37 protein-coding genes and 1 tRNA gene are annotated in these 25,374 nt (G+C 41.5%); 8 read left to right on the top strand and 30 right to left on the bottom strand.

The window, feature by feature from the left end; genetic code table 11:
• Nucleotides 1–31 precede the first annotated feature (31 nt).
• From EXN75_RS05400 to EXN75_RS05305, 23 genes are all read right to left on the bottom strand, one after another.
• The gene (locus tag EXN75_RS05400) at nt 32–487 is read right to left on the bottom strand and encodes a hypothetical protein (protein WP_134843053.1); all 456 of its coding nucleotides are present in this window, start codon (nt 485–487) and stop codon (nt 32–34) included.
• Nucleotides 484–873, bottom strand: a complete 390-nt coding sequence (locus EXN75_RS05395) for a hypothetical protein (RefSeq protein WP_134843052.1) — start codon at nt 871–873, stop codon at nt 484–486. The genes EXN75_RS05400 and EXN75_RS05395 overlap by 4 nt, the downstream gene beginning before the upstream one ends.
• 13 nt (nt 874–886) lie before the next feature.
• The gene (locus EXN75_RS05390; RefSeq protein ID WP_134843051.1) at nt 887–1,231 is read right to left on the bottom strand and encodes a hypothetical protein; all 345 of its coding nucleotides are present in this window, start codon (nt 1,229–1,231) and stop codon (nt 887–889) included.
• 16 nt (nt 1,232–1,247) lie between these two features.
• Entirely contained in the window at nt 1,248–1,868 is a 621-nt protein-coding gene (locus EXN75_RS05385; RefSeq protein ID WP_134843050.1) for a hypothetical protein, read from the bottom strand.
• Between the two features lie 5 nt (nt 1,869–1,873).
• Complete coding sequence (locus EXN75_RS17605; protein WP_167639458.1) at nt 1,874–2,047, bottom strand: hypothetical protein; 174 nt, start codon at nt 2,045–2,047, stop codon at nt 1,874–1,876.
• Nucleotides 2,048–2,049: 2 nt separating this feature from the next.
• Nucleotides 2,050–2,289, bottom strand: a complete 240-nt coding sequence (locus EXN75_RS05380; protein WP_134843049.1) for a hypothetical protein — start codon at nt 2,287–2,289, stop codon at nt 2,050–2,052.
• Between the two features lie 6 nt (nt 2,290–2,295).
• Nucleotides 2,296–2,862 carry a hypothetical protein gene (locus EXN75_RS05375; protein ID WP_134843048.1) on the bottom strand — a complete coding sequence of 189 codons (567 nt, stop codon included), beginning with the start codon at nt 2,860–2,862 and terminating at the stop codon, nt 2,296–2,298.
• A gap of 24 nt (nt 2,863–2,886) precedes the next feature.
• Entirely contained in the window at nt 2,887–3,093 is a 207-nt protein-coding gene (locus EXN75_RS05370; protein WP_134843047.1) for a hypothetical protein, read from the bottom strand.
• Entirely contained in the window at nt 3,068–3,364 is a 297-nt protein-coding gene (locus tag EXN75_RS05365) for a DUF7352 domain-containing protein (RefSeq protein WP_134843046.1), read from the bottom strand. Before EXN75_RS05365 ends, EXN75_RS05370 begins: the two co-directional genes overlap by 26 nt.
• 97 nt (nt 3,365–3,461) lie before the next feature.
• Nucleotides 3,462–3,932: a hypothetical protein gene (locus tag EXN75_RS05360; RefSeq protein ID WP_134843045.1), complete on the bottom strand. Its 471-nt coding sequence runs from the start codon at nt 3,930–3,932 to the stop codon at nt 3,462–3,464.
• Nucleotides 3,913–4,842 (bottom strand): hypothetical protein, encoded by a 930-nt coding sequence (locus EXN75_RS05355; protein ID WP_134843044.1) that lies wholly within the window; start codon nt 4,840–4,842, stop codon nt 3,913–3,915. Before EXN75_RS05355 ends, EXN75_RS05360 begins: the two co-directional genes overlap by 20 nt.
• Nucleotides 4,843–4,859: 17 nt before the next feature.
• Nucleotides 4,860–5,420, bottom strand: coding sequence for a nucleoside triphosphate pyrophosphohydrolase family protein (locus EXN75_RS05350; RefSeq protein WP_134843043.1), 561 nt, complete (start codon nt 5,418–5,420; stop codon nt 4,860–4,862).
• A complete protein-coding gene (locus EXN75_RS05345; protein ID WP_167639457.1) occupies nt 5,420–5,920 on the bottom strand; it encodes a P-loop NTPase family protein in 501 nt (166 codons plus the stop codon). The genes EXN75_RS05350 and EXN75_RS05345 overlap by 1 nt, the downstream gene beginning before the upstream one ends.
• Before the next feature lie 79 nt (nt 5,921–5,999).
• Nucleotides 6,000–6,773, bottom strand: coding sequence for a hypothetical protein (locus EXN75_RS05340; RefSeq protein WP_134843041.1), 774 nt, complete (start codon nt 6,771–6,773; stop codon nt 6,000–6,002).
• A gap of 10 nt (nt 6,774–6,783) precedes the next feature.
• Nucleotides 6,784–7,368: a hypothetical protein gene (locus EXN75_RS05335; protein ID WP_134843040.1), complete on the bottom strand. Its 585-nt coding sequence runs from the start codon at nt 7,366–7,368 to the stop codon at nt 6,784–6,786.
• On the bottom strand, nt 7,365–7,526 hold the full coding sequence (locus EXN75_RS18000; RefSeq protein WP_223176148.1) for a hypothetical protein: 162 nt from the start codon (nt 7,524–7,526) through the stop codon (nt 7,365–7,367). Before EXN75_RS18000 ends, EXN75_RS05335 begins: the two co-directional genes overlap by 4 nt.
• A complete protein-coding gene (locus EXN75_RS05330; protein ID WP_134843039.1) occupies nt 7,510–7,941 on the bottom strand; it encodes a hypothetical protein in 432 nt (143 codons plus the stop codon). The genes EXN75_RS18000 and EXN75_RS05330 overlap by 17 nt, the downstream gene beginning before the upstream one ends.
• A complete protein-coding gene (locus EXN75_RS05325; RefSeq protein ID WP_246031298.1) occupies nt 7,934–8,650 on the bottom strand; it encodes an MBL fold metallo-hydrolase in 717 nt (238 codons plus the stop codon). Before EXN75_RS05325 ends, EXN75_RS05330 begins: the two co-directional genes overlap by 8 nt.
• 19 nt (nt 8,651–8,669) lie before the next feature.
• Nucleotides 8,670–9,674, bottom strand: a complete 1,005-nt coding sequence (locus tag EXN75_RS05320) for a recombinase RecT (RefSeq protein ID WP_134843037.1) — start codon at nt 9,672–9,674, stop codon at nt 8,670–8,672.
• A gap of 1 nt (nt 9,675) precedes the next feature.
• Nucleotides 9,676–11,967, bottom strand: a complete 2,292-nt coding sequence (locus EXN75_RS05315) for an AAA family ATPase (protein WP_134843036.1) — start codon at nt 11,965–11,967, stop codon at nt 9,676–9,678.
• A gap of 14 nt (nt 11,968–11,981) precedes the next feature.
• Entirely contained in the window at nt 11,982–12,266 is a 285-nt protein-coding gene (locus EXN75_RS05310) for a hypothetical protein (protein WP_134843035.1), read from the bottom strand.
• 1 nt (nt 12,267) lies between these two features.
• Nucleotides 12,268–12,420 (bottom strand): hypothetical protein, encoded by a 153-nt coding sequence (locus EXN75_RS17995; protein ID WP_223176147.1) that lies wholly within the window; start codon nt 12,418–12,420, stop codon nt 12,268–12,270.
• 18 nt (nt 12,421–12,438) lie between these two features.
• Complete coding sequence (locus tag EXN75_RS05305; RefSeq protein WP_134843034.1) at nt 12,439–12,663, bottom strand: XRE family transcriptional regulator; 225 nt, start codon at nt 12,661–12,663, stop codon at nt 12,439–12,441.
• 178 nt (nt 12,664–12,841) lie between these two features.
• Here EXN75_RS05305 and EXN75_RS05300 point away from each other — a divergent pair, with 178 nt between their 5' ends.
• Genes EXN75_RS05300 through EXN75_RS05290 form a run of 3 tightly spaced genes read left to right on the top strand, consistent with a single transcriptional unit; the run spans nt 12,842 to nt 14,060 of the window.
• A complete protein-coding gene (locus EXN75_RS05300) occupies nt 12,842–13,546 on the top strand; it encodes a S24 family peptidase (RefSeq protein WP_134843033.1) in 705 nt (234 codons plus the stop codon).
• Between the two features lie 14 nt (nt 13,547–13,560).
• Complete coding sequence (locus EXN75_RS05295) at nt 13,561–13,848, top strand: hypothetical protein (protein ID WP_134843032.1); 288 nt, start codon at nt 13,561–13,563, stop codon at nt 13,846–13,848.
• A 2-nt stretch (nt 13,849–13,850) separates the two neighbouring features.
• Complete coding sequence (locus EXN75_RS05290) at nt 13,851–14,060, top strand: hypothetical protein (RefSeq protein WP_134843031.1); 210 nt, start codon at nt 13,851–13,853, stop codon at nt 14,058–14,060.
• Between the two features lie 33 nt (nt 14,061–14,093).
• Here EXN75_RS05290 and EXN75_RS17600 read toward each other — a convergent pair whose 3' ends face one another.
• The 3 genes from EXN75_RS17600 to EXN75_RS05275 form a co-directional block, all read right to left on the bottom strand.
• Nucleotides 14,094–14,336 carry a hypothetical protein gene (locus EXN75_RS17600; protein WP_167639456.1) on the bottom strand — a complete coding sequence of 81 codons (243 nt, stop codon included), beginning with the start codon at nt 14,334–14,336 and terminating at the stop codon, nt 14,094–14,096.
• 383 nt (nt 14,337–14,719) lie between these two features.
• The gene (locus EXN75_RS05280; RefSeq protein ID WP_246031297.1) at nt 14,720–16,000 is read right to left on the bottom strand and encodes a tyrosine-type recombinase/integrase; all 1,281 of its coding nucleotides are present in this window, start codon (nt 15,998–16,000) and stop codon (nt 14,720–14,722) included.
• Nucleotides 16,001–16,102: 102 nt separating this feature from the next.
• Nucleotides 16,103–16,174, bottom strand: a tRNA-Arg gene (locus tag EXN75_RS05275).
• Between the two features lie 293 nt (nt 16,175–16,467).
• Between EXN75_RS05275 and EXN75_RS05270 the strand changes: the two genes are divergently transcribed.
• Nucleotides 16,468–17,481, top strand: a complete 1,014-nt coding sequence (locus tag EXN75_RS05270; protein ID WP_134843029.1) for an endonuclease/exonuclease/phosphatase family protein — start codon at nt 16,468–16,470, stop codon at nt 17,479–17,481.
• A gap of 289 nt (nt 17,482–17,770) precedes the next feature.
• Here the strand turns inward: EXN75_RS05270 and EXN75_RS05265 are convergent, their stop codons facing one another.
• Nucleotides 17,771–18,226 carry a DUF6078 family protein gene (locus EXN75_RS05265; RefSeq protein ID WP_134843028.1) on the bottom strand — a complete coding sequence of 152 codons (456 nt, stop codon included), beginning with the start codon at nt 18,224–18,226 and terminating at the stop codon, nt 17,771–17,773.
• A gap of 501 nt (nt 18,227–18,727) precedes the next feature.
• Between EXN75_RS05265 and EXN75_RS05260 the strand changes: the two genes are divergently transcribed.
• The 4 genes from EXN75_RS05260 to EXN75_RS05245 all read left to right on the top strand — a co-directional run bounded on the left by EXN75_RS05260 (nt 18,728) and on the right by EXN75_RS05245 (nt 23,885).
• Complete coding sequence (locus EXN75_RS05260; RefSeq protein WP_134843027.1) at nt 18,728–19,861, top strand: adenine-specific methyltransferase EcoRI family protein; 1,134 nt, start codon at nt 18,728–18,730, stop codon at nt 19,859–19,861.
• A gap of 1 nt (nt 19,862) precedes the next feature.
• Nucleotides 19,863–21,026 (top strand): HNH endonuclease family protein, encoded by a 1,164-nt coding sequence (locus EXN75_RS05255; protein WP_134843026.1) that lies wholly within the window; start codon nt 19,863–19,865, stop codon nt 21,024–21,026.
• Nucleotides 21,027–21,135: 109 nt separating this feature from the next.
• On the top strand, nt 21,136–21,609 hold the full coding sequence (locus EXN75_RS05250) for a hypothetical protein (RefSeq protein WP_134843025.1): 474 nt from the start codon (nt 21,136–21,138) through the stop codon (nt 21,607–21,609).
• Nucleotides 21,606–23,885 (top strand): hypothetical protein, encoded by a 2,280-nt coding sequence (locus EXN75_RS05245; protein WP_134843024.1) that lies wholly within the window; start codon nt 21,606–21,608, stop codon nt 23,883–23,885. The genes EXN75_RS05250 and EXN75_RS05245 overlap by 4 nt, the downstream gene beginning before the upstream one ends.
• Before the next feature lie 136 nt (nt 23,886–24,021).
• Here the strand turns inward: EXN75_RS05245 and EXN75_RS05240 are convergent, their stop codons facing one another.
• The 3 genes from EXN75_RS05240 to EXN75_RS05230 all read right to left on the bottom strand — a co-directional run bounded on the left by EXN75_RS05240 (nt 24,022) and on the right by EXN75_RS05230 (nt 25,169).
• On the bottom strand, nt 24,022–24,294 hold the full coding sequence (locus EXN75_RS05240; RefSeq protein ID WP_134843023.1) for a hypothetical protein: 273 nt from the start codon (nt 24,292–24,294) through the stop codon (nt 24,022–24,024).
• Nucleotides 24,269–24,793 carry a DUF1016 N-terminal domain-containing protein gene (locus EXN75_RS05235; protein WP_246031296.1) on the bottom strand — a complete coding sequence of 175 codons (525 nt, stop codon included), beginning with the start codon at nt 24,791–24,793 and terminating at the stop codon, nt 24,269–24,271. The genes EXN75_RS05240 and EXN75_RS05235 overlap by 26 nt, the downstream gene beginning before the upstream one ends.
• Before the next feature lie 124 nt (nt 24,794–24,917).
• Nucleotides 24,918–25,169 carry a PDDEXK nuclease domain-containing protein gene (locus tag EXN75_RS05230; RefSeq protein ID WP_134843021.1) on the bottom strand — a complete coding sequence of 84 codons (252 nt, stop codon included), beginning with the start codon at nt 25,167–25,169 and terminating at the stop codon, nt 24,918–24,920.
• Between the last annotated feature and the right edge of the window lie 205 nt (nt 25,170–25,374).

The raw sequence follows: 25,374 nt of genomic DNA, 5'->3' as shown, positions 1-25,374 counted from the left end.
TATTACATACGCATTTTTAATATATATTATATTATCTGCCATAAACCATCATAGCCGCATCCCTGGAGTGTTCGCAAGTTCTTCCTGTATATCCAGTTATCGACTTGAAGGCTGGAGCACTGAGCTTGGTAGTGTTATTCTTTGGTGCAATCAGCTTGAAGGGAATGCCCTTATCTCTCAGAAAGTCCTCCCAGATCTTACAGTCTCGCTTAATGGATCCAGCTCCCTGTAGCTTATCTCTGCTTTTGCCAGCGTCATTGTACCATTTGCGCTGCCTGGCATCCTCAACAAACACACAAACATGATCACGTCTTGCCTGGTCTGCCACGATCTCCAGAGCCTGGTGAATCATAACCTTGCTGACCAGATCGAATTTCTTCTTAACCTTATTCCAGATCGCTATGCCAGTGTTCACACCTGTATCTATGCCTATACACTTTGTGTAAGCCTTGCCCTTCTCTGCTGCCAGGAAATCATCATAGTTCATTGATCGCCTCCTTCCTTCTCTCTGGATGCAGCCATTCCCATAGCCAGCATATAGGCATACACATCATTGAACTCCAGAACCTCCTTGATGATCTTGTCGTTCATTTCGCTGTAGATAGTCTTGATCTCATCGTGAGACTTACCAGCTATCTTCTTAGCCAGAACCTGTGCGATCACGTGGCAAGCAAAATCCTCAGCCACCTCTATAGGTTGTTCGCCTTTGTTTACCTTACAGAAGTTTCTCCAGAGAGGGTTTTTCTTCTTCCATGCCTTCTCATACGCTTCAACCTTTTTCTGCTGTTCTGAGATTTTCTTTTCCATCGTACCCAGAACGCTTGATACCATACCTACAATATCGGCTACATCGCCATACTCATTGTGCTTCATACCTATAAATCAATTAAATTAAACGTAATTTTTTCTTTTTGATGAAGAACTTTCCTTCACACCAGTCACCGCATTCCTTAGCCACATTGAGCTTAGAACACCATCCGTTGCCATAGGCATCTTCATGCTTGAACCTGGTGCAGCATCCACAAGACTTGTGGTTTCTTCTGATCGCATACATCAAGCTCACGTTAGAACCAGGATAGTTCATCTTATTTCTTTTCAAAACAGCCTTTCTGTAGAGGTGAACAAAGAAGGAAACCTTATCCTCCTTTATTTCACCATCTTTCTCAAAGAAACGCTTATCGCAACCTTTACACCAGATCTTGATGATCTTTTTTGCTATTCTTGCTTTCATATTTCAAACTCTTTTATTAGCCTTCACGACTACATTGTTCATTCATTGCGCATTCTCCAGAACAAAAGTTCATAACCTGTTCTTTGAGTTTACGCTTACCTTTTACAAGCCCCTGGAAGATGATCCTATGCTTCACAAGTTTGTCGTTTGGAATTTGCTTACCACAATAGGCACACGGTGTGCATCCCTCTCTTGGAGCATACAGATCCAGGTATCGCTTCTTACGGATCTCATACTCCTTAAGTAGAGGATCCTTCTTGAAGGAAACATTCTTGTTATCTATCTCGCTCAGCTTAACGCTATGTGAGCATTTTCCATACTTTCCATCCCATTCTGTGCGATAATAAATTTCTCTGTCTGCCTTCTTTATTCTATCAAAGAACTCCAGGAGCTTATCTATATCCTTCTGGGTGCATCGCTTCTTTACATCCTGGTTGTTCCATACTCTATATCCGTTTTCAGTGAAGGAAACGGAAACGAGTGTAACTTTGCACTCACGTATATTCACATCTTTATCTGCTTCTGTGATCTGATAGATAACATCTGCTTTTGGCGCATCTTTCAAGATCCCAGCCTCATACGCTTCGATCTGTTCCATGATCTCACGATATATCGTAATGTTAGCCTTCTTCTTCATAATGCTTACTTGTTTAAAATGTTATTCACTCGCTGGATCTCAGCATCCACAGCTGCCTCCAGATCCTTGCTCTGTTTGTAAAAGCCCTGTCTCTCTTGCGATCCTTTCGGGCTTTTAAAGAAGCCGATCTGTGCGGCTCTCATATTTGCCACCAGATCGAAAAACGTTCTTGCATTCATATTTATTTGAAATCTATTTCCAACTGTTTAGAATATCCAGAATAACTTTCTGGATGTTCTTTTTTGTCTTTAAGGTAAGCCTTGAAATTACGTTCTGCCCTCTTTATGCAGCTGCCTAGAGCATCTGCCCAGGGTGTAAAACCGCTTCTACAGTGCCAAATAGGAACTATAGGAGATCCAAGTGTTTTGGTATATTCCCAAAATTTACACTGTTTGCATTTTGGCTTTTTCAAATTCGCCATTATCTGTTATTTTAATTTCATTTCTTTTCTAAGGTTGTTATAAAAATCCTTTGGGCAAATGCAATCCCAGAAATTATCTGTCGGTTCATTGTATCTGTTGCCAAAGAAATCACAGGCACAGTTTACGCTTGTCTGGTTGAAAGCGATCGCCTCAATATCATCTATGCTGTGAACCTTAACAAAGGCACTCAGTTCCTTGTATTGTTGTGGATATATACCTCCACACTCATCAGCGACAACCTTTAAGCATTCAAGGTAAACTGGTATATCTTCGCCTAGAACCTTTGCGAAATCAAAGGTAGATCTGAACACCATCATTTCCTCATAAGTTAAGCGGAAATCTTTCTGTAGATCCTCGATCTCCTTTCTGGATGAAGCATAGATCCAGCGGCTTGCATATTCGCCTTTTGCCTGTTTTTCCTTCACCCATTCCAGATCCAGCGGTTTTCCATCAGCTCCTACTGGTACGTAAGATGGAAGGTATTTCTTTTCCAGATACATCCAGAGGTGAGGCATTCCACCCCAAGCGTTGGGAACCTCTATAGCAAGTTTCCAGCACTTTTTCTTCTTCATTTTAACGTATATCTCAAACATGATCTATTGCTTTAGAATGAAATGCCCACCCTGGTAGTCACAATCGGCATTCTCTTTGATCAGAGAATCACAGAGAGGTGTCTGGCTGTTGCCCAGTCTGGAACACATATTGAATAGAGAGCACTCATAGCATCCTATTTTCTCGCCCTTGTTATCCACCATCTGGTGAACATCGGTTCCGATCTTAATCTTGATCACTTTGCTTGCCATGATCTACCTCTTTGAACACGTGGAAAACACATTCACCATTGATCAGTTGTACGGTTCCGATATACTCCAGGGAATCGGCATCTGGTATCTCATACCCTGTGCCGATTATTCGGATGTGAACCATGTCTGTCTTAACCTGGGAATCATCTACCATCGCCCAGATCTGAGGCAAACCATTCTGAGCTTGCACACTGAGGATCTTTGCTCCAGCTGGAAGCTCAACCTCCTGGCGATCCAGGATCTCCAGGGAATACTTGAATATTCTTTTCATAACTTAATCTAAATCTTTAATGCTCCAGGCAATACCGATAATAGAGCTTGTAAGGAGCAAAAACCACATTAATAAACGAAATACTTCTTGATCCATCTTAATATCTGAAATCTGTTAGCTGAATGATCACACCATCAAAGATCATACCTTTCAAACCAAAGAACATGAAAGAAATGAAATCATCCTTATCCAGCCCATCGTTGGCAGCTACCTGGTCTATAGGAACTGGTTTCCCATCCACCCAGCACTTAGGATCCTGGTGTTCGTCTATGCGAACTATGGTGATCTTCTGTAGGCTTACCTGGTGAACCTCCTTGATGATCCTTTGCTCAGAGTTATAAGGTCTGCCAGTCCACTCACGGATGGAAATATACTTCTTTCCCTCGTTGATCTCCTTGCAGCGTTTCTGCCACAAACCTTTGGCATCCTCTCTGATCGTGTGTATCTTCTTTCCAGCCAGAAGGCTCTCACGGAAACCTGTTGGCTGTTTCTCTCTCTTGTGTCCTACGGGGAAGGTGGTGGATAACATTACCACCACCTTCTTAGGCTCATTCTTCGCTGTTCTCATCCTCATCTTCCTCCTTAGAATCCTTCTTCTCTACCTCCTTAGCAAAATCACTCTCAGCGTGTTTGTATGCCATCGAAAAATCCTCTGGAACCACGCTGCCGATACCTACTGGTGAAGCCGCATTGATAGTAATGCCATACTTACAGATGATCGCCTCCTTGCCAGTCTCAGCACGTTCCTTAGCCTTACGTGCCATATACAGCTCGATCTGCTTCTTTGCGCTGTCAGCATTGGCAGACTTAAGAAGGAAGGTCTGGCAATATACATCCACACCATCCTCCACCTGGTCTTGTGTTGCATCCAGGTTCTGGATGGAAGCATCTACGATATAGAATCGCTGCTTCACCACCTTCTCATCATCCTTCTCATCCACTACAGCTTCTCCCTTCTCATTCATAGCATAAGAAGAAAGCTGGCTATCAATATAGATCAGAGAGGATCTTTGCTTAATACCAAGGATGAAGAAGCTACCACTTGTTTCAAGTTCTGTGTAGTCCTTCAAAATCTCCAGAGCCTGGTTAATATCCTGGGCAAACAGAAGCATCTTAGTGTTCTTGCCATTTACCTTGACCGTTGCCATCCAAGGAGTGAAGCCGCCCCCCAGATACTCAACACCGTTGCGACACTGGTTTGTGATCTCAACCTCCTTAATATCTCCACTCTGGAGATAGAAGGAAAGCTCCGAAACCTGTTCTGGAGTGAGAAGAACACCACGTTCCATGATCATATCGTTACGCTCTATGGTAACAATTTCGCCTGTGTCTTGATCTATGAAATCCTCAGTCCATGTTCTGAGCACTCGCTTAGCTGTGTACATACCAAGCATCTTGCGAGGATCGGACGTTGTAATGACCTCCTGGTTAAGTCTTGTCTGTAGATCCTCTGGATCCATTTTAATTTCCTTTTTCATTTTCTCTATGTTTAAAGTTAATACTTCTTGTTATGCAGTGGTTCTCTGAGAGAGTTGTATCTGATCTTTTGCTCCACGAACCAGTCCAGATCTATTCCCATACTATCAGCCCAGTCATAGACGTACTGAATGATGTTAGGAAGGAAAGCCTCCATCGCTCCCAGGAATGCTTCATCCACTATGATGTGTTTAGTGAGATCATAAGCAACTTCTGTGAATGAGAGAGAGGCAAAGAACTTCTTATCTGCCTTGATGGTAGTATCTGGAAGATCAAAGAAGCCCTTATCTCCAGCGTAATCACACAAGCGGATCACAATATCTGCCAGCTCATCCTCCACGTGGTTCTTGATATACTGCTGGAAGCGATCTATGAAGGCTTCATCGCTCTTAGTTACGTCATTGAACACAGCCTTGATGGTTGGGTTCAACTTTACGTATCTGTTCTGGCGATCGGCTTCTATAGCTTCTGCCACCTCTGTTATTACCATGATCAGCCAGTGCTGATCTGATTTATACTCTGTATGAAAGCCCTTTGCACAGGCATCTTCATAGATTTTCTGAATGAGTTCTTTTTTCATTATTTTGTCTTTTTTCTATACGTTGCATGAGTGAACGGTATCTTGTTGAAGTATTCCTCCATACGATCAGCTATTCTGGAACCATACCGCTCTGATAACTGTTCCATGTTGAGGTTAGTCGTAACCAGCGTGAATAGAGGATATTCGTACCTGGCATAGATCCATTCTGTTAAGGGATAAATATCATTTCCGTAACATTTGACAGTCTGAGGCTCGATCCCAAGATCATCCAGGCAAACCATTTCTTTGGTCTTAAGTTCCTCCAGATACTTGCTTGTCTCATCCCTCATAGACTTTCTGGATACTATGATCGCTGTGGTTCTGTACACACCTGGCTCGCTGTAATCTCTGAGCTGGTTAATATACATACATATTGCATTAGCTAGCGTTGTCTTTCCGTTACCTATTCCTCCATACAGGAGCAAACCAGGCTTCTTGCCTTCAATCAGCCAGCTAGAGGCATCTTTTATAGCTCCAAGAATATGCTCGTCATTCTTCATAACAAGCCCTCTCTTTTCGACCTCAGCCTTATAACAATAATACAACAGCCTGTAAGAATCCTCCTTGCTCAAAGGAGATCTATAGATCCTTTTCGTAGCTCGTTGGATCTGTGGCTGTAGGCTCTGGATTATTTCGTTTATATTCTTTATTGCTGCCATAATAACGATTTTGTCTTTCCTTGTAAGCATCGACCACCCATGAGAGGATAGCCCTGTAATCTGATTTATATTTCTTGCCTTTGGATCCTTTATAATTGGATAGGATCTCGATCATTTCCTTAGCAACAGGCTCAGTGAACTGATCTGTGAGGCTCTTATATTCTGCCTCTGTCATAGTCACACTTTGAGCATATTGCTTTTTCTGAGGCTTCGGCTTTGCAGCCTTTTCCTCTGGAGGTTGTTGATCTTCCTGGAAAAGATTTCCTTCTGGATCCTTTGGCTTCGCTTTCACTGGTGGTGTTGCCTTAATGATCGGCTTCTCCACCTGGCGGTTAGCACTCATCGTACTCTTACCGCCCTTCGATCCAGCCTTTCGCCTGGCTTCGCTTACCTGGGCATCGTGCATCATCAAGCTATTACAATAAGCTCCATCTTGCCTAATATACACCACATCAGCTTCCACCAGGCGATCCAGCCACTCATCATCAGTATCACCACCAACCATGAAAATGATCTCACGTTTGGTTAGTGGATGCTGGATGGATCCACCGATCATCACACCTCTTTCTGGAGAGATCCACATCTGGCATAAGAGATCCACGAATAAGGCACGATCCTCAGCAGACAGGCTTCTAACTTTTGGATCCGTCAGCCACCAGCCCACATCGAACATCATCTTATCTCTTTTTGCCATGATCTGTATTTTATTTATTCTCTACAGTGAAATTGAATGCCAGATAATCAGCCCAGATTTCCTTGAACTGAACACCGAAATACTTAGCCTTTTCCTCTGTTTCCTGGCACAAGCGGAACCCAATATGCGCATTCGAAATCGAGGAGCGATAATACGCATTCAGAGAGCCGAACCCAGCACACGCACCATTACTCGCATGCGCACCGAGCAGAGCACCCCTATCTTCCTCACTCATAGAATCCATTTCAGACTGAGTGTAGAGAGCGAACCAAGGATAATAGAAATACTTGCTACCATCTGGATCTGGCTTAGGTTGCCAGTCCTTTCCCCAGAGAGCACGGCTTATAGTCTCCAGCTTGATCAAGGCGATAATATGCTTATCTACATGATCTCCGAGAGATCCCTCTACAGGTTCTTCACCAAGTGCCTCACAAGCATCTTCGTATGTCTTGATACTCTTGTAATCATCCAGGGATGGCTTAACACGATCCTCTGGCTTACAGAATAATGCTGCCAGCACATTCTTCACCTCATCACTCTTTGCCGCATCAAATGCAGCCTTTACTTCTTTTTCTGTTACTTCTATTACCTTCATTTTTCAATATCTTTTAAATTATCTAACTTCTTAATAATCTTCTTTGTTATTCTGATAGCATTCAGCACCCTGGTATTCTTGGTATCTGAAACGTTATCAATAATCAGTGGAACCAGCCTCTGTAGCTCAGTTACCATGTGGTTAGGAATCTTTTTCATTGTCTTTCCAAAATTTATCTGGATCTGGTATTTCACAGTTAAGATATTCCCTGGCATAGCTTTTGAGCTGTTCACAATAGCTGGAGAATTGCACAGTATCCATTTCAGCTGTAGAAGATGGAAACTTGACGATCTCACCAGTCTCTTTGTTCACTACCTGTTCTGCCGTGAATAGGTTCTTGAAGTATTCGTGAAGCTGTTCACAGCTGGTGAACTCCCAGCCAGCATCAATCATCGCATCAAGCATAAGAGGATAGATACATCCCCATAGCCAGCCGTTCTGATCTCCAGATCTTTTCTTTCGTACCCGAACAACCTCTATTCTGAATACTCCATCCGCTCTTGTGCGGATATATTCATAAAGAGGCTTAAGATCAAACAGCCCATGAATCTTCTCGATCAGAACCTTAGCCATAGATACGTGTTATATCAATCTCAGCACCTGGATAAGCTACATAAGTAGGTTTCCTGGCATCATCCTCAACAGCCTTGACAAACTCATCAGCGTTGCTGTTTTCGCTTGACAGGTGGATCAGAACGATCTCCTTAACCTTGCTTAGATCTGAGGTGTTAAGGAACTCCAGGCATCCAGGAAGCGATAGGTGCGATTTAAGAAGGCGATCTCGTTGCCTTGCAAAGGTTCTTCCTTCATTAATCGCCTCCACCAGGTACTTATCCGAATAGTTACACTCGATAAGTATATGCTGTAGATCCGAAAACCTGTAGTCACATTCATAGGAATCTGTGAGGAACATCAGCGTACCCATATCTGGGTGATCTATGAGGTATCCGACACAGGGAACATCGTGGTGCGCATCAAAAGGTATGATCTTGAAATTCCCACACTTGTATCTGGATCCAGGAGTGATCGGAACCAGCTTGTTACCAGTCACACCTCTGTAATCAAATACATCCTGTAGTGCCAGGGTGTAGAAGCATCCAGACAGATCCTTGATATACTTAGAGTGATCACCATGTCTGTGAGTTACCAGGCATCCTTTTACTTTAGCGATATTCCAGTTAAGGGCTTTCTTCACATCCTGGAACTTAATGCCAGCCTCCAATATCAGAGCCTCGCTTTCGTTCTCCAGGATGTAACAGTTACCCTTGCTGGAAGATCCCAATACTTTGAGCATCATAAGCCTAGAATCCTGGATCTGGTTCATTATTAGCTATAGCACTTGCAGCATCTACAGCACCAGTAGCTGATCCCTCACCTCCATGGCTTGTGTTATTACCAGCCGATCCTCCAACCATTGTATATGTGTTGCCGTTATCATCGCTGAATCCGATCATTTTCTGGTCTGTAACATCTACATAATCAGCATCCTCTACCTTACGATCTGAATTAATATCGTAGCTGATAGCCTGTGACAGCTCAGTAGATAGATAACCATACTTAGAGAGAAGGTTTCTTGTGACGGTCTTTTCTGCCATTCCGTTAAAGTTCGCCATCCATCCGACACCATCACCTGTAGGAGTGAGGATCTGGGCAAGAGGAATGAGATCAGTAACCTTCACCTCATTCTTGATACTCTTTGAGTATTTCTTAGCGTGTGCAGCCATCTGTTCCACCGTCATGTATAGTGTCTTGCGGAAACCAGTGGTAAGTTCAAGATATGCAAAGTAACCTACAACTGTATCGCCAGTTCGCACACCATTAAGATCTATTTCACCTGTGAGCTTATTGATGGATCTCAGCTCTCCTTCAAACACCTCATCAGCATTAAGATACTTATACATACCTGTTCGCATAGCAAGCTGGATCAAACCTCTATATCCCAGCTGGAATGTTGGCTTCATAACCTTATCGTAGTGATCGAATCCAGTTACAGGATCCTTAGTCTTAACGGTGATCTTATAAGGGATGATCCAGGCGAATCCCAGGGAACGCTCGATAGGAAGATGAAGCGTTGCTGCCTTCACGCATTCCATAACCACGGCTGTAGGATCACATTTCTGTAGATCTTCATTGCCTTTGTACATTTCGATCATAGATGTAATGAAGGAGCCGGCGTTCTTGCCCATCGCATCAGTGAACATCTTACGCATAGAACCATTATCAAGAAGGTTCTTGAATGCGTTTACAGGCTTAGTAGCTGGCACGTTGCCAGCTGCCTGTGTAGTCTTTTTAACCTCGTTTGCCATATTACTTAATAATTAATGATGAATCTCTTGTTACGCACAGCATCACCTTCTGGCTTACTGTTGGTAGTACATCGTTGATACTCTCAGCGTTATCAACGAAGATCGGAGCACATACACCCTCGCTCTTACAGATCGCATTGATAATATCCAAACCAGCATTGATCTTGCCAGCGTGGTTCACGTCTGGATAAGGAGTTCCGTTCACAGTGCATACACACGTGAGCTTTTCGCCACCGTTCAACTGGTTAGATACGAAGGAGAAGGAAACGATCTCGAACATTCCGTTAATACGCTCCATAAGCAAGGAATCTTTCTTCTTCTGGAACTGGAGTGCATTGTATTCGATACCTTCCAGCTCAGCCAGCTCCTGGTTGTTCTTATCCTGTTTCTGTTCCAGCTTCTTGATCTCATCGTCTGCCTTCTTGATGGTATCACGCTTAGCCATGCGCTTTACAAGATCCTCGATTTCTCCATTGATAGCCTTCTTCTGTTCCTCTATGTCTGAGGTATCTACAGGATCGGCATCCTTGAAGTTATCAATCTTGTTCTGCAGCTCTGTGATGCTGTTCTTAAGGTCAATGCAAGTCTGGTCTGCTGCCTCTATCTCTGAGTAGATAGGATCTGGGATGGTAGCCTTCTCCACCTTCGACTTATTATCTACAGCGGTTGCAAGCAAGACGGAAAGATCATGGTAAGCCTTATCGGATGTTAGAACCTTCGCATAGTCTGGTTCAGCTGGTCTGTTCTCGATCTTTTCCTGTAGTGTCTGCTGGAGAGACAAGAGATCTCCCTGGGCATCCTGTAGCTCCTTCTGTGTCTCAGCGATAGAATCATTAAGCTGTTTCAGCTGGGTATTATAGGAATCCAGTTCCTGTTTGAGCTGAGCAAGCTGTGAAGCCATCTGCTTTCCAGCTGTCTGAATCTCTTTGAGTTTCTTGGTCTTTTCATCCTCAAAGTTCTTCTGCAGCTCCTTGCGCTTAGCCTCACAATCATCATCATCCAGAGGTCGCTTACAGGTAGGGCAAATGAAATCGTTAGGATCGAAAGCAAGCTGTTCCTTAGCCTTCTCTGTGTACTCATTGCGCTTAGCCTGTACGGAATCTTCCATTACCTTGATGTTGGCAGTGTACTTCTTGATGATACCAGCCAGGTTGATCTGTGTAGTGTTCTGGGAATTACTTGCGCTCTGGAGTGCCTTGATCTCCTGGTTCTTGGCATTGATCTGCTTGCGGACACCTTCGATCTCCTGGTCTGCTGTAGTAACAGCGGATCCAGCTGTAGCTGTAAGCGTTCCCTCTCTCTGGCTCATCTGGTTCTTGATGGTGGTGATCTGCTTGTCGTACTCATTGATCTTTGCATTATAGGCATCATCAGCCTCCTTCACAGCCTTGTGGTGAGCATTGTCAGCCTCTATACGGATCTTGTTGGTACGCTCTGTAAGATCAGCCTTCTTCTGGTTCTGTTGTACCACCAGGGCATTCTTAGCCTCAAAGGAATCTTGTGTCACCTTTGTACGATCCTTGATCTTCTCATCCAGTTTGCTCACACTCTTACGCTTCTCCTGGATCTGCTTATCCAGATCTGCCCAATCCTCTGAGGCTGGTTTGAGGTTCTGGGCTGTCTCGATCTGTGAAGGGATGATCGCCAGAACATCCTTGCAAGCCTTCTTCTTTGCAGCCACCTCTTTAAGGTATCTCTCCATAGGTACACCAGCCATTTCTGCCAGGAGCTTAGCAAACTCTGGCTTTGTTGCTGCCACCTCATCATCGGTAACATCACCAGCCATACGCATAAGCATTTCCTTCTGCTTCTCTGCTGGAAGTGTAGGAAAACATCTTGGGTTAGTGATCATTTTAAAGACACCCTCTGGAATAATACCAGAGATCTCAGCATCATACTCCTTCTTGGTTGCACACTTAACATCATTGATGTAGAAGATGGTTTCATGGTTCTTAAGTGTCTTTTCCGTGGTTCCACGTGGCTTCACCCATACCTCACGATAGGTACGCTGTAGTCTGAGGCTTCTGCCATCTACAGAAAGAACACCGATAACTGAGTGCTCCAGGTTGTAGATCACATTACCATCCTTATCAAGTGTCTTGATGTTGAATGCTGAATCAGCTCTGTTATGACTATCCTTACCGAAAAGGAGCCAGCAGAACGCATCGAATACTGTAGTCTTACCTGTTCCGTTTGCACCGCACACACAAGTGTTATCGGTGAAATCCAGGTGAATGGAACTGATACCCTTGAAGTTTACCAGTTCAAGTGAAAGTAGCTTAATTTCTTTCATAATTGAAAATAAATCTATTTGTTTATGTAATAATTCAACTTATCTGTTTTTTCGGCTGAAATTAATTCAGCCCTGGAGTATAGTAGCTTCGAGTTTCGTGCTGATCCGATCCTCTGTTTAGAAACGAGTTCCATTTTTACCCATCCCTTAACACGTGCTTCACCATACTCACTGTATGCCTCTCTCTGAGAGATCAGATCCTTACCTGGAGCCATCTTCTTATAGAAGTTAGCGGCTCCCAGCTCTGCCATATCCTTACAGATATTCTTAAGCTCATATAGTTCCAGTGTTATAGCCATATTAGCATTCCTCCAGAAAAACTTTACCCAGCCATGCCAGCATAATACCCATCATAAGACACCACCATGCACCAATAAATACAGGTGTTGATCCTATGATACCCAGCACGATAAGGGACTTTGCGAATACTTTTTTAAAATTGATCTTGATCATAATCGGACTTGCATTTGGTTAAACGAATAATTGATCTGCTGGTATTCCCAGTTCATCTGAGAGTGCCTTTGTTTTTATTGCGTCTGGCTTCTGTACACCAGCAAGCCAGCACCGTACTGTCTTGGTGGATACCATTGCAACCTCAGCCATTCTTTCCACCCATCTTGCCTTTGGAGCCGCTACAGCTCTTGGCGGTAAGGCATCATAAATCTGCCTAAATTGATTTTTTTTCTGATTTTCCATAATTTTTTGCCTTAATTTCAGAATATATTATTATCTTTGTGTCGTTATTCTAATAATGACGGTGCAAATATACAGATTTAATTCCTAACAGACAAGGAAAAATAGAAATAAATTCAGTATATAGGGTGTTTTTTAACATTTGATTAGGTTTTTGGATAGATTTAAACTCTAAAGCGGTATGAAACAGGAAACAACAAAAGATCGAGTGAAGGTTCTGTTAGAGGAACTGCAAATCACTCAGAAAGCGTTTGAGGATGCCGTTGGTCTGGCTAACGGCTGGTGTAATAAAGTAGGCTTCAATATCCGTGAAGATGTACTGAGAAGGATCAGCAAGGCTTATCCAGAGCTTAACCTGGACTGGTTGCGCTTCGGTCAAGGTTCTATGTGGAAAGGAGAAAAGGAAGATCCTGGTGTATCAACACAGGAAGTTAAGAGCCAGCCATCAAGCCAGAAGGCTGCAAAGAGAGGCGATAAGCCAACCATCACCTATCTGCCTCTGGTTCCTATATCTGCGCAAGGTGGCACTCTTAATGACTTTGACGCTTCTGTGCGCAAGACAGAATGTGAAATGATAGTATCTCCTATCACTGGAGCCGATTTTGCCATCACCGTATCTGGTGACAGCATGGCTCCAGAGTACCCTAACGGATCTCATGTATTCGTGAAGAAGATAAATGAAAGGGCTTTCATCGACTGGGGAAAAGCATACGTGCTTGATACCTGTAATGGTAAGGTGATTAAGATCCTTACCCCATCGGATCAAGGAGAAGGCTTTGTTAAGTGTATATCTCTTAATGAGGATCCTAAATATGCACCTTTTGATGTGTGCCTTAAGGATGTGTATGGAATATATCGTGTAATGCTCTGTATGAGCGTAAAATAAGAAAGGAGTTATATATGTGGTGGATCATATTATTAGGATCTTTGGTAACATTGATCATGTTGGTAGCGAATAGCCAGAAGAAACCTGGCTCTGATCTTAAGAATAAGTTTGCAAGCCTGGGAAATATGAAAGGTATGAAATACCAGGAGATAGCAAAGGTAGTGGGAGAGTGTTCAAGCCGATCACCTCTGGATGCTGGTGAGATTTGCCAGTGGATCGTACCTGGCTTTCACATAGCCCTGGAGTTTGATGATGATCATCGTTGCGTAAAATTGAATACGGAAACATTTAATGAGGAATAGGTATGGATAAAATGGTAAGTATGGTTCTTGATCTCTACAGAAAGTCTGTGGATCAAGTAGGTGTTAGTGATAAAGAGCTGTTTGAGGCAGAAAAAACTCTTTCTGTTGCTATTACATCTGAGAAGGTAATAAGTAGCTCCAGTGATCGTGTTTCTCAGCTTCTGGAGCTGAAAAAACACGTTGATCATCTTAAATATCACGTGTATGGATAAGGATCTTGCTCATAGGAACATTCTTTCCAGGTTCTACCAGGCTCTGGATGATCTCATAGCTAAGAAGATCATCCGAGGTGTAAACACGTACTGTAGGCTGTATGGAATAGACAGACGTAACCTCACAAAACAGAGAGAGGATCTTTCCAGAAGCATCTTTGATGTGAGCTGGCTGGTTCCCTTGGTGAGCGTATATAACATTTCGGCTACCTGGCTGCTTACTGGCACAGGAGAAATGTACACATAGAGATCATAGGATGCTGGTATCTCTGGCATCCTATTTTTGCGTAAGAAAGAAGCAAAGAATATACACTATACATACTATCTATATTATTTATATATACTATGATATATATAGTATATTACCTATCTAACTTTTGCTTAAGCAAAATATGCTCTGTAATCATCTGATAACAAACACTTTATATTTTTTGCTTAAGCAAAATAAAAAGATGATACACTTTTATATAAGCCTTGCAAATACTTGTATTTCAGCAGATTATAACTTTTGCTTAAGCAAAATAAATCGTGAAAAATCTATTTGCTTAAGCAAAAAATCATAAGTATTTAATAATCAGCGTTTTACATTTTTGCTTAAGCAAATTGCTTGAGCAAAATTCTCTGGAATATTTTTGCTTAAGCAAAATAAGGCTTGTAACTTATTGTTTCCCAGATACATCTGGCTTTTGCTTAAGCAAAACACCGATACCAGAAAGATCCAGAACCTTTCTGTTAGCGAGATCGTTGCCGTCATAGGACTTCTTGATGTACATATCCGTGTTACGCATAGAATCATCCACATGGTTCAGAGCCTGGTGAACCGTGTACTTATCAACTCCAGCCTGGTTCACTGCCAGCGTTGCCCAGGTATGCCTGGCAGCATAGAACTCCAGCCCTTCAACACCTATTGCAGTTCCGACCTTCTTCAAGCCCTTGTTAAGGTTCGCCTCGAATGATCCTACGGTTCCATATCTATGATAGAAATCAAATAGCTTCACACCAGACGGATCTCTGTATCTCTGAATCAGCTCAGCAGCCTCTGGCTCTACCTTCACTGAGATCTCAGCTTGATCTGCCCTTCTGTTCCTTGTCTTGCGTCTGTTGTATGTGATCCTTCCATCGACCAGGCTTCCAGCTTCCACCTCATACAGATCAGCGGCATTCATGCCGATCAGAGAGAAGGAGAGAAGAAAGAGATCTCTGGAGAAATTAAACCTGTTGGTTCCTACCTGGTACTGGCTCCGGTCCTGGAGAGAAGCGATCTTCTGCAGTTGTTCCAGCGTGATTGCTCTTTTCTCTGGAACTGGCTGTTTAGGAAAGTCTATGTGCTGGAAAGGGCTGTTAGGGATGCGGATGATGCCAGCATCTTCATCGTTGTAGATCTTCTTTGCCTGGTTGAAGATGGCTCTCAGTCTTGATACATAGTTATGTGGAGCGAAACCTGTAGTGATATTCTTGCCTTTCTTGATCCAGGCGATCCAGTCTCTAAGGAACCCCACAGTGATCTCCTTAACCGATAGGGAATCACGATCCACGAAATTCTTCAAAGATGCGAGAGCTATCTCGTAACTTCTGGCATTGCCTTCATGCCCAGTATTTCTAAGCTCATTGATAAACTGATCGGCAAACTGGATAATATCCAGATCCCAGGCTTCCTGTTTCTTACTCTGGATAAGATCCACTACCTGGTCTATATCCATTTCATCAAGCCTCTCACTCGAAATCTCGCACCTGGAGCGATACACCTTAATGAGATCGCTGGTAAGATCTATGTATTTCTGGTTCTTGATCTTCATTGATCTGGTAAGATCCTCCTTCGTTACGAACCAGGATGTGGAAAGATAACGCTTCTTCTGGTGATGCGTTACTCTGATTTTAATATTGTACGTTCCATCCTTCTTGCGTTGGTGAGCGTACACTTCTGCTTTGAATGTAACCATTATTTTTGCTTTTGTGGAATATTTGTAGAACTTTTCACCGCAAAAATAATCATTTTTTGCTGGAAGTGCAGCAAAACACTGAATCATTTATGATGATTTAAGTATCTCTACTGGGAATCGAACCCAGATCTACGGTTTAGGAAACCGCTGTTCTATCCGTTGAACTATAGAGACTTATAAATATATGATCGCCCTGGCAATATTTCCAGATTGAATCCGTTATATCACAAAGGGAGAAACAGAGATCCTATCTTTAGGAAACCTCCGTTCTATCCATTAAACTATGGAACCCTTTGTGGATAGTTTGGATTGCTTGTAAGATGGCATGAACAGCAATCCGTCTGCAAAGATAATGTAAAAATCTGACTTGACAAAGAGAATAGGCAGAAAATCAATGCTATTTTGTTGAGAAACCTTCTAAAATTTGTAATTTTCATGTGTGGATACGACTTTAAAATCTCATAATTATGTTTTTATCTCTTCTTTTATCTTCTTTTTTCACGTTTGTAGAGTTGAATTGTGAAAATCTTTTCGATACCGTACATGATTCTCTGAAGAATGATACGGAATTTCTGCCAGAGAGTGATTATCACTGGACAAGAACCCGATATTGGAAGAAAATCAATCATCTTTCCCAGGAAATTATTGCTTTAGGAGAGTTGGCTACACCTTATTATATATATAATGGCAGTCTAAACCAGAGCAAGAAAAATCAGTTGCAAGGTAAGGGACGCCAAAATCAATGGCATTTGCCGGATTTGGTGGCTCTCTGTGAAGTAGAAAATGATTCTGCCATGATTGCTTTGACCAAGCGTTCTCTGTTGCGCAAGGCTGGTTATGAATATGTGATGACCTCTTCTCCTGATGAGCGTGGCATAGATGTAGCGTTGATGTATCAGCCTTTTTCATTCCGGCTGCTGCACCATCATGCTATACGTATCAAGCGTTTGTCTAAAACTCGTCCTACCCGTGATATTCTTTATGCCAAGGGAATTTTGATGGGGAAAGATACGCTTCATGTTTTTGTAGTTCATGCCCCAAGTCGCAGGGGAGGCGAGGCTGCTTCCCGTCCTTATCGTCTGCAGGTAGCCAGTCAGTTATCGCAGGCTGTAGATTCTATCTATTCTTTTAATAGTGATGCTAAGATTATTGTGACGGGTGATTTCAATGATTATTCTGATTCTCCAGCATTGCTGTTCCTGGAGCATCATCAGTTGGTGAACATCAGTCAGGATGCGCATGGACGGAATGGAGCCAAGGGTACTTATCGTTACCATGGAGAATGGCGCAGTCTTGATCAGATGTTGTGTAGTCAGTCTTTGGTAGGGCAGAAAATCGCTTGTGAGGTGGGAGATTTGCCTTTCCTTTTGCAGGAAGACGATAAATATGGTGGCAAGAAGCCATTTCGTTCCTTTCTGGGTCCCAGGTATTTAGGAGGGTATAGTGACCATTTACCACTGGTTGCATGGTTTAAGTTATAGGTTGTTGTGAAATAATCTTGATATTCTTTGCTATATATATCCTATGTTTGCCAATATTCGGTAAATATACGGAAAAGCCATAGAACAGACTAATTGACATAACAGAATATTGCCCAAATTGTGGTCCTTAGTTTGGGCACTTGTTGCCCGCCTCGTGAGCACCGGTTGCTCGTCTCATGTTCACCGGTTCCCCATCACGTGGTCCCCGAGGGACCGCTTGGAGAGCATAGCAGGAACTTCTGGAGGGGTAGAGAATAATGATGTAGTTTCCTATATTTAGTTGACTACATTAGCTTTTGGTGAAGTCAATTTCATCAGAGAAGTGTTCGAATTCAACATCATGATATCCGTAACTATCGAATAGTTGTTTGATGTATTCCTGTTGTTCTGGCAGGAGTTTGAGTTTTCCCAATTTGTATCGGTAGTATTGTCCTTTGCTTCCGAGATATTCTCTCATTTTGGCTCGCAGGGCAGGCGCGTCTTTCACTTTTATTTCGGCAAAGAGTTTATCGAATCCCCATGCCATTTTCACGACACGCAGTGGTGCGAAGTACTTGCATTTTCCGTCTTTCAGAGCATTTGGGAAAATGGCTTCTCCTCTATCCTTCTTGTCTTTATCGTAGAGTGCAGATAGATAGTGTATGCATTTGTTTTTCATCGGACATGGTTCGGTGAAGCAATAGGTAATGATACTAGGTACGTTTCCATACTCAAAAGCTTGTTTCAACAGTTCCTTTTCATCCATGTTTCTTTAAGTATTAAGAATAAAACTTTTTTGTTTTATTAAACGCAAAGATAGCCTATTTATTGCCTGGGGATGGGATTATTATCAGTTCTTAATGCATTTTTTCGAAACTAAGCAAAGATATTATGATACTTCTCTCTGTTTTTTCATTTTTTTATTGTACCTTTGCATCGGGTATCATTTTAAGATATTAAGATGATTCCCAAGACATTGTGGGTAAAAACAAAAGCATTCGCTATTATTTCGCGTTTAGCCAAGAGCGTAGGAAACTCAATTTGGAATAACAAGCACGGAAATAATATGTGATAGGTGGTTCGTATATATATGTAGCCTCCAGTCAATCCGATTAAGCAATGCAAACACGCTATAGGCGTGATGCATTCTTATGGATTGACTGGGGCTCCATTCCTACGCCGCCCCGTGCTAAACGCGATAAGAGGCATCACGCCCTTTTTGTGTTTTAGCGATTGATAGTTGGGTGCGTAACAACTATCAATATATATGGCAAATAGTACATTAAACAATGCTCGTGCGGCCAAGAAAGACGAGTTCTATACCATGTTTTATGATATAGAAACCGAAATGGAAGCCTATCTTGATTACAATCCTGACGTATTTTGTGGCAAGACGGTTCTTCTGCCTTGTGATGACCCGGAATGGAGTAACTTCACCAAGTATTTTGCACAAAATTTTGAAGAACTGGGTTTGAAGAAACTCATCTCAACGAGCTATGCTATCAATAGCAAGGTTATCAAAGCAGGAATTCAAACTTCCTTTTTAGAAACAACTTCTCCAAAGTTTGACAAGTCTAAGACTAACACCCATGGTAAAATTTTTGTTTTAGAAAAAGACAATACAGGTGATGGTAAAATCAATCTTGATGACTTGGAGTGGGACTATCTTGAAGGTGATGGTGATTTTAGAAGTGAAGAGGTTCGGAAGCTAAGAGACGAAGCGGATATTATCGTAACGAATCCACCTTTCTCACTTTTTAGAGAGTTTCTTGCGTGGATTGTTGAGGCAGATAAACAGTTTATCATTATAGGAAATATAAATTGCGTTACCTATAAAGAAGTATTTCCATTGCTTCAAGATAATAAGGTCTGGATGGGATGCACTATCCATAGCGGAGACCGTGAATTTGGGGTTCCTGACGAATATCCATTAGAAGCATCAGGATGCAGAATTGATGAAAACGGAAAGAAGTACATTCGTGTAAAAGGGGTAAGATGGTACACCAATATTGATCATGGAAGCCGTCACGCCCCATTGTCTTTGATGTCTATGGCTGATAACATTAAATATAGTAAGCATAAGGAGATTCAAGGAAAAAAGTATCAACATTATGACAATTATGATGCCATTGAAATTCCATATACGGATGCCATTCCTTGCGATTACGAAAATTTAATGGGTGTACCAATATCCTTTTTGGATAAGTACTGCCCTGAGCAATTTGATATTGTTGGTATGGCAAAACGTGGAGCAGGAGATCCTGGTTTGAAGTCAAGGGTATATACAAAGAATGATTACCCTAACTATAGCGATTTGAACGCTACACCAACTCTAAAGGATGATAAAGGCGTGCTTCGTAATACATATCCACGAATATTAATCCGTAGAAAACAATCATAATATGGAAAAGAAATTGAAAATATATACTGTAAAGGAGTTATGTGAAGGTTTTACATATAGTAATGTTGACGGAAAGGGGTTGTATGGTTTAGCTGGTAAACTAACCATACAACCTGAGTATCAGCGCAACTATCTCTATAGTGAAAACAATAGCCAAAAAGAAGCTGCTGTCATTGATTCTGTCTTGAAGAAATATCCTTTAGGCTTACTCTATTTCAACAAACTCCCTGATGGACGTTTAGAGGTTCTTGATGGACAACAACGTATTACAAGCCTTGGAAGATATCTTATTGGTAAATTTTCTTATATGAAAGATGGCGACCCTTATAAATTCAAATCCTTGAATGAAGAGGAAAAAAAACGTATCGAGAACACTCCGTTGCTTGCCTACATTTGCGAAGGTACGGAGGCTGAAATCAAGGAGTGGTTTGAAATCATTAATATTGGCGGTATCAAGCTCAATGACCAAGAGAAACTGAATGCGATTTATTCAGGACCTTTCGTTTCTGCAGCCCGAAAGGAATTCAGTAATAAGGAAGATACTCGTTTACAGAAATGGGGATGGTATATCTCTGGTTCCGCAAACAGACAAGAAATTCTGCAAGAAGCCTTGAGATGGGTTAGTCATGGCAATATCAAGGATTATATGCAGGAGCATCGTCGTGATACCGATATCAATGAACTCAAACTATATTTCAACGATGTCATTTCATGGATAGAGCAGACCTTTGATGATGTCTATCCTAAAATGAAAGGATTGAATTGGGGAGAACTCTACGAAAAGTACCACATTACTCCATACGATCATATCAAGGTTTCACAAAAAGTGAAAGAACTCTACAACGATCCATGCGTTCAAGATAAAAAGAACGTATTTGAATATGTGCTTGGCGGTTGTAAGGATACAAAACTTCTGAATGTCCGTGTCTTCGATGACAATACCAAACGTAGGGTTTATAATCGTCAGACGGCAGATGCCAAGGAGAAGCATGAAAGCAATTGTCCCCTTTGTGCTATTGGTCACGATGCCAATAAAGATAAAATCTGGGCATTAAAAGAGATGGATGCCGATCATGTACAAGCATGGAGCAAAGGCGGAGCCACAGACGAAAGTAATTGCCAGATGCTCTGCAAGACTCATAATCGGGCTAAAGGAAACAGATAGTTTGAGTATGGATAGAGTGATAGATTTTTTACCTGTACGATAATACTCACATAAATATATATAGTCAAAAATATGTCCTACAGAAATGTTGGGCAACAATACTTTACGTATGAAACAGATAGTACTAAGTCTAATTTTGATGTTTGTGGCACTTTATGCGCATGCTTCAAGAAAAAGTGTGGATGCTTTGCTTTTGCATAGTAAATTTGGAAATATCACGATTATGTTGGATGAACAACCAGTAATTACGTTTGGCGCTAATGAGCTTGTTGTGAAAACTCACATGAATGTTGTTAGATACCCAGCTTCAGAGGTTTTGAAGTTTACTTATGTAGATGCAAACTCCACCAACATTATAGCGTTGGAGAAAGAAAATGTTCGGATAGCTTTGGATGATAACTTTATCAGTATTTACAATCTTCCTTTGCAAGATAAAGTGATGATTTATTCTGTTGATGGCAAGTTGCTTGCTTCTTCAAAGGTAGATTCTCATGGTAAAGTCCGCATGAAAATTCCGGCAAAAACGAATTCTGTATTTTTGGTTAAAACATTATCTCTAACTTTTAAAATTGGTAAGCCATGAGAAAAATCATATTTCTTTGTTTGTCTTTACTCGTAAACTTATCGGGAGTAATGGCACAAAATGATGCTATGTTTGTATATCGAAATGATGGTGCCATAAACGCTTTTCTTAATGCGGATGTAGATAGTATGCGTTGTTCGCATATTGGTTTAGATAGTGTAGAATATAAAGATTATGTCGTACAAGAAGTTTGGACTGTAGATTCTGTATATCGTATTCCTTTGGAAGTGATAGATAGTGTCAGTTTTGTAACACCCCCTACAATTTACAAGGAAGGAGTTGTGAATCTGAAGGAACAGTTGTCGGATTATGTAATAGGTGCAGATGACCTTACCTTGAAGTTGAAGGCAAATGTGCCGACAGAGCTTATTCCGTCTATAGGTGATAAACTTGTGATGATTGAAGGGTGCGAGGCTCTTCCTTATGGCTTTTCTGGAGTGGTTTCAAGTGTTCAAGCAGTTGATAAGGAAATAAATGTATATTGTGAACAGACATGTCTGGAAGATTTGTTTGACTCTTTTTGTAGTGTAACAACTGTATATGGGGTAGTTGGAGATAATGGGGCAAAAAGAATGTATGCTTTAAAAAATGGCACAAATCAACGTTCAGTCTCTACCTCTAAGGATGCGACGCTTAGTATAGGTACATTAACTGTAGATTGTTCTACGGAGTTTAGCTCAAGCATACTACCCAATAGTGATCTCGCTGTTAGTGGAGCTACAGGGGTTTCTGTATCAATTTCACCAACATTTCGTATCCATACATTTTTACTAGTGGGTAAGGAACATGGTGTCTATTTTAATGGTTCTATTACTGGTAATGTTGAGATTGCCTCAGAATTCTCGGCTTATGGTAGCATTAACTATTCGCATGATTTCGAGAAAAAAAGTGATGAGGTAAGTTTCTCCGTACCATTCACGGCTAAACTTGTTAATTTCTATGTTGTGCCAGGTATGTTTGTTCAGGCAGATGCAACAATAGCAGAGACGGCGAAAGATGTACATAACTATACATTTGGTATGGCCTTTGATTATAGTAATAGAGGAGAGAATATAATGAAATCTTTTATTGCAACTCCTCGTTTAGTATCATCTTCTATTGATGTAACGGGGTGTATAGATGGTTCTCTAGCTGTTGGCGGTTTCATAGAAACAGGTTTTAAACTTGTGAGTAGAGACTTTTTCAAAGCCTGTGCACGTGGAAAACTTGGTTGGAAGGTCAAAGGCAATTTTGTGCTTCGTAATTCAGACGTTGATATAGCAGAGAAAGACACAAAGCTTTATAATCGTTTAAAGTCATCAAGTGTAGAGACAGGTCCTTTTGCATCTGTTTCTCTAGAGACATCAGCTTTAGGAGGTGTTTGGACAGAAAACACCACGTTGTTATCTGCTGAATTGATGAAAAAATGGGATATAGTACCGACTTTCTCTAAAACAACCCTAAGCCATACCGATGGCTCTCTTGCTACGTTGTCTGCAAATTCAGAAGTTTCAGGTAATTGTTTGTCTCCAGTAACCATTGGGTATAAACTTTATGATGAGGAGCTGAATGAGATTTCTGATATAGTTGTAGAGGATAAGTTTAAAAACGGAAGATACGGGCTAAAACATACTTTTTATGATATAGATTTGAATAAGAAATATTCAATTTACCCAAAGGTGAAATTGTTTAATATTGCCATCCTTGCGAGTCCGAAAGCTACTTTTTCCTTTTTATGCCCAGATTCTAATCATCCTCATGCGATAGATTTGGGTATGCCAAGTGGTAAAAAATGGGCTTGTTGTAATGTTGACGCTGATGCTCCAGAAGAATATGGTGGCTATTATGCTTGGGGGGATGTAGAAACTAAAAGTACTTATACTTTAGATACCTATACGAGTAAGTATGTAGAAAATATTAGTGGTACCCAATTTGATGTAGCAACAAAGAAGTGGGGTGATAATTGGCAAATACCAACAAAGGAAGACATGGAATGGCTAACGAAGAATTGTTCTTGGGTGGACAAAACATGGCATGGTGTTAAAGGAACTTTGATTATTGCTCCAAATGGTAATAGTATATTTTTGCCTTATTCTGATTTGGTTGCAAGCGATAGATCTTATGGGATGGGTGGTTGCTGCTATTGGACGGGTACGCAAGATTTGCTTTATGCGAAAGAGGAGGATAAACCTTACAGTTTGTTCATGCCTATAGCTACTGAGGTAAAAACTGTTTGGAGTGTTTATTATTTGGCACATTATGGAATGTTGATTAGACCAATATGGAGCACAAAGTAAGTAATTCTAAATGATAAAGCTATTTGGCTGTTACTTTTTGGTATTGGAGTTGAAGCATTCATATAAACAATAAAAACGGGATGGTTCCAATCAAACCATCCCGTTTTTATTGGGTGAGCCTTAGTTATTACTAACTTTATCTGATGGTCCTGGTCTTTATATTGACGTGATCAGTTTGTGTTTGTTTATGAACCGTCCCATTGACGGTATCATTTAATGTGGAATTTCTCAATTCCGAATATTCAAAACTTACATTTTCTAAAGTCGTGTTTGTTACTTTCAGATAAGCTTTACCAAAGGAAGCCATTTGGGCTTCGATGATCCAGTTACCGATACGGAACGTGTCTCCATGGCTGGAAATCTGTTTCAGAGCGGTCTTGGAGTCAGCCACTTGCATGATGACAAGCACTCTTGTTGCAGGGCAAATTGTTGTCTACTCGTGCCAATGCCTGTGTCTCATACATTTTGAGTTTAATGGCATTGAGCAACAAGTCGCGATTCCAACCTTTGGTTACGGTTTCCTGCGCATAATAGAGCGTAGCTTCATCATTCTGTCCCTTGCTCAACAGCAGCAGATTATGCGACCACGGCAAAAGTGCTACGCTCCGTAGCACTTTCTCATCATGCCCAGCGTAACGCTCATAAAATTTCTTCATGTTCCAAAGTTGACGTGACGAAACGCTCATCTTTGGATAGCGTTCTTTCAGGTCTGCAGACAGTCTTTTTACTACACTATCACCATACCCACTTTCAATCTTGCGTTCATGAAGCATTTGACCAATCTCCCAATAGGCAGTAGAGACATAGCCATTGACATGTTGGGCTATCTCCGTCCGTGCGTGCTCAATTACTGCGACAACGTGTCGCAGTATCTCTGCATAATGACTTATACTATAAAAAGTTTCCAACCAAAAGGCGATATTTTAGTCTATGGCAATCCAAGCAGTTGAAGCATCCTCCTAATATGCGAGCTATCAGTCCATCATTAGGTTCTTGTTTTATTTCTTCTTTGTTCATGCAAAAACAGTTCCGCTACTTTTGGTTATCTTTCAACCCCTTTTCCAATTCCTCGATAGTCGGCATAGATGATTTGAAGTCTTTCGGGAAGAGTTTGGAGAGCTGATATTCCGATATACCCATTGGTTCCTTGTATGACTCCAAGGCATATTTAGCCACTACGTTGTCTTTGTCCTTACAGATAAGCAAGCCAATGGTAGGATTGTCTATATCGGTCTTTGAAATCGTCCGCAGTTTGCGGACGATTTTTACTTGTATGCTCGGCATGAGCTTATTCTAATGGGTGCAAGTCCCTAACGAGCCCTAATAGCGGGAATCGTATAGCCAATAGCAAGGGTGTCCACTGCGAGGTGGAATCTGAAAGAAGCTGGCGGCAAACATCTGACCTAACGTACAGAAACTTCATACAAGGCATATGACCATGGATGAGATTGCAAGACAAATCAAAGTCCCATAGCTATTCGGAATGGTT

It is taken from the genome of Segatella hominis, from assembly GCF_004535825.1.
GTDB lineage: Bacteria > Bacteroidota > Bacteroidia > Bacteroidales > Bacteroidaceae > Prevotella > Prevotella hominis.
This window is presented reverse-complemented; position numbering and strand designations above follow the sequence as displayed.